The sequence below is a fragment of the Variovorax sp. P4_D9 genome, from assembly GCF_056401695.1.
Genome location: NZ_JBFUIU010000966.1, coordinates 1 through 3,107 on the forward strand (window position 1 = coordinate 1; position 3,107 = coordinate 3,107).

4 protein-coding genes are annotated in these 3,107 nt (G+C 61.8%); all 4 read left to right on the plus strand.

Annotation, left to right across the window (positions count from 1 at the left end):
* Nucleotides 1–448 (plus strand): acyltransferase (locus AC1DY5_RS49145; RefSeq protein WP_478121587.1); only part of this gene is annotated, 448 nt, incomplete at its 5' end.
* A 62-nt stretch (nucleotides 449–510) separates the two neighbouring features.
* The gene (locus tag AC1DY5_RS49150) at nucleotides 511–1,287 is read left to right on the plus strand and encodes a class I SAM-dependent methyltransferase (RefSeq protein WP_478121588.1); all 777 of its coding nucleotides are present in this window, start codon (nucleotides 511–513) and stop codon (nucleotides 1,285–1,287) included.
* Nucleotides 1,284–2,567 carry an MATE family efflux transporter gene (locus AC1DY5_RS49155; protein ID WP_478121589.1) on the plus strand — a complete coding sequence of 428 codons (1,284 nt, stop codon included), beginning with the start codon at nucleotides 1,284–1,286 and terminating at the stop codon, nucleotides 2,565–2,567. The genes AC1DY5_RS49150 and AC1DY5_RS49155 overlap by 4 nt, the downstream gene beginning before the upstream one ends.
* Nucleotides 2,560–3,107 (plus strand): hypothetical protein (locus AC1DY5_RS49160; RefSeq protein ID WP_478121590.1); only part of this gene is annotated, 548 nt, incomplete at its 3' end. The genes AC1DY5_RS49155 and AC1DY5_RS49160, both read left to right, overlap by 8 nt.

Genomic DNA, 3,107 nt, shown 5'->3' on the forward strand with positions numbered 1-3,107 from the left:
GCTCGAGCTTGCGAGCGGTGCGACCGTGCAGTCGGGTTGTCTCATTCACTGTGGTGGGCTCGACTGGTCGGGCGGCAACGGGAGCGTGCGCCTTGGTGCGCGCAGCTACATCGGGCACAACTGTGTTTTGTACGGCTCCGGCGGAATTGAGATTGGCAATGACGTACTCATTGGGCCGGGCGTGATCGTCACCAGCCAAGGCCATACCTTTGAAGACTGCTCCAGACTGATCCGGCAGCAGCCACAACATTTCGCCCCAGTGCGCATCGGCAATGACGTATGGATAGGCGCGGGCGCAATGCTCTTGCCTGGTGTCGTGGTGGGCGATGGCGCAGTGGTGGCGGCTGGCGCCGTAGTCGCCCAGGATGTGCCGTCTTTCCACCTTGTGGCGGGGGTGCCGGCTCGTATTGTGCGAGAACGCGTCCCCAGTGGGACAAGATTTGAATGATCATGTCGATGGACTCTAAGTACCGACCTTGCGTTGTGTGTGATGCCCAGGCGCCGACCTTCTTGTTTTCCAAGGACGGATATTCGATCGTTCAGTGCAGACACTGCGAATTGGTCTACGTGGGAGAAGACCCGGCGGGCATCGACTTCGAGAAGATCTATGATGAGTCTTATTACACTGGGGGCAGCCATCAGGTGTTCTCGAACTACTTGGGCGAGGAGCGCCCGCGGCGCGCCAGCGCTCGACGCCGCGTTTGGGCGCTGCGGTTGCTCAGGCGGTCCGGGCGCTTGCTAGACGTCGGTTGCGCCGCAGGATTCTTTCTGGCGGAGGCGCGACGGTACTACACGGTTCAAGGAGTTGAACTGAGTGAGTTTTCCTCGACGTTTGCGCGCGATCATTTCGGGCTGGAAGTTTTCACTGGCACGATGCAACAGGCCCGTTTGCCGGCCAAGAGCTTTGACCTGATCACTCTGTGGGATGTCATCGAACACGTGCCCGACCCTGATGCTGTGTTGGCCGAAGCAGCGCGTCTGCTCAAGGCGGATGGCCGCCTGATCTTGACCACGGGCGATATCGGGAGCGCGTACGCTCAGCGCAAGGGGGCGCAGTGGCACCTGCTCGCCCCCCCTTGGCACATGTACTATTTTTCTCGCGACACCATCGAAAAGCTGGGCGCAAAGGCCGGCCTGAAAGTCGCGGGCTACCAAGCAAGAGGTGTTACCGGAGATCAACGCCTGTTGCGCAACCGTGTCGGTGTGGGCGTCAGCAATTTGCTCGGTCTGGGCGACATCATGCGGATGACCTTCGCCCCGCAAGTACGTGAAACTGAGGTGCGATGAGCGTCGCAAGCGGCACCATCGTCAATCTCGCTACCCGCGTCGCGGGCGTCGTGCTGGGTCTRGGCCTCACGCTCGTCACGGCGCGTCTAGGAACGGGAGAGCAGGGGGCGTTCGCACTTTTCACCACCGTGGAATCGGCCTTGCTGATGCTGGGGTCGGGCTTTGGCATAGCGATCGCCCGTCGCATCTCACACCATCGCGAGCGTCCGAATGGTCTGGTAGGCGCCACCATTCTCGCCAGTGTGATGCTGGGGACCATGTGTGCCATCGTGCTGGTGTGGTTGTCCTCGAACGGCAGATCGAGCTTCCACTATCTATGGGTGCTTGCATGCTCGGCTCCGCTGATGTTTCTCACGCCCAACCTCGCCGGCTTGTGGTTGGGTGCGGGGCGCATGACAGCCATGGCACGGATCACACTCGCGACACCAGTACTGTCATTGCTCGGTGTGGGCGTTTGTTTGATCGTGCAAGCGCAGATTAGCCTGATGTCCGTGCTTGGATCATGGGCCGCGGCGCGGGTTGTCGTGAGCCTCGCAACCCTGGCTGCGGCGTGGCGTGGTGGGTGGATCGCGCGACCTGATCTGATTGCGCTGCGGGGCGAATTGGGCTTTGTCGCGGTCATTGGCTTCACCAATTTGCTGGGATTGCTCAACTACCGGGTCGACCTGTTTCTCGTCGACCACTTTCTCGGTCTGTCTGCCACCGGCGTGTACTCGGTGGCCGTGCTGGTGGCCGAACTGCTATGGCTCGTGTCGTCGTCGGTCACACAAGCAGCGTACGCGCGCATCGGCGCGCCCGACGGCGTCGATGCGGGTCGCATGACCGTCCGCGTGGTGCATGCCAGCCTGCTCGCGCTGGCTCTGCTGTGCCTGCCTCTATGGCTCGCCGCTGCGCTGTTCCTGCCCGTCATGCTGGGTGCCGACTATGCTGCCGCCGTGCCTTTGCTGGGCATGTTGTTCCCCGGAGTGCTGGCCTACGGCGCAGCATCATCATTGTCGGCCTACTTCACCAATCATGCGGGTCGCCCGTTGATCCCGGCGGCGCTGGCGGGCCTATCGTTGCTGATCAACGTCCTCTCATCCCTTCTCTTGATACCGCGCATGGGCACGATGGGAGCGGCGCTGGCGACTTCGGTGTCGTATGTGCTTTCCGTTTGCATGTCCGGATGGATCTTCAGCAGGCTGTCGGCCACACCCGCCCGCCGTTTGTTGCTGCCCGATTGGCGTTCGCTGCTCGATGATCTGGGCCGCCTGCGAACGCGGCTCGTTCGCCATGCCTGATTGCACCACATTCGAAGTCTTGACCGAGCGCAGCGCGCTTGATGCGTTGGCGCATTTACCGGTCAACTGTTTCGAGCACGTCGAGTGGGTGCGCGCGGTGAGCGCAGCGCGTAAACGGCCCCATCAATATCTTGCTGTTCGAGCCGTTCGCTCACAGCACCCCACGGCTTACCTGTTCGGCGCGGTTCACCGCCGCGGCGGGTTGACCGTGTTCGAGTCGATGCCTATGGGTGGCTATGGTGGCTGGGTCTGCGAGCAATCCCTTGGCATTGCCGAGGAGCGGGAACTCACTGTGAGGTGGCTGCGCCAAGCACCCTGGTGCGTTGTGCTGATGACAAGTGAGCCGGGCCGGGGTTCGGCCCTGCCCGAATCTCCGGCATGGGCTCTGCCCGGCCGTCTGCGGCGTTACCTAGCAGTTCGTGATTTCGAAACCCACATACTCAATCTGGTGGGAGATGACGCATTGCTCTTGCAGCGCGCGCGCCCAAGAGCTCGAAGCTATTTGCGCAAGGTGGACCAACTTGGCCTCAGCTTCAGTAT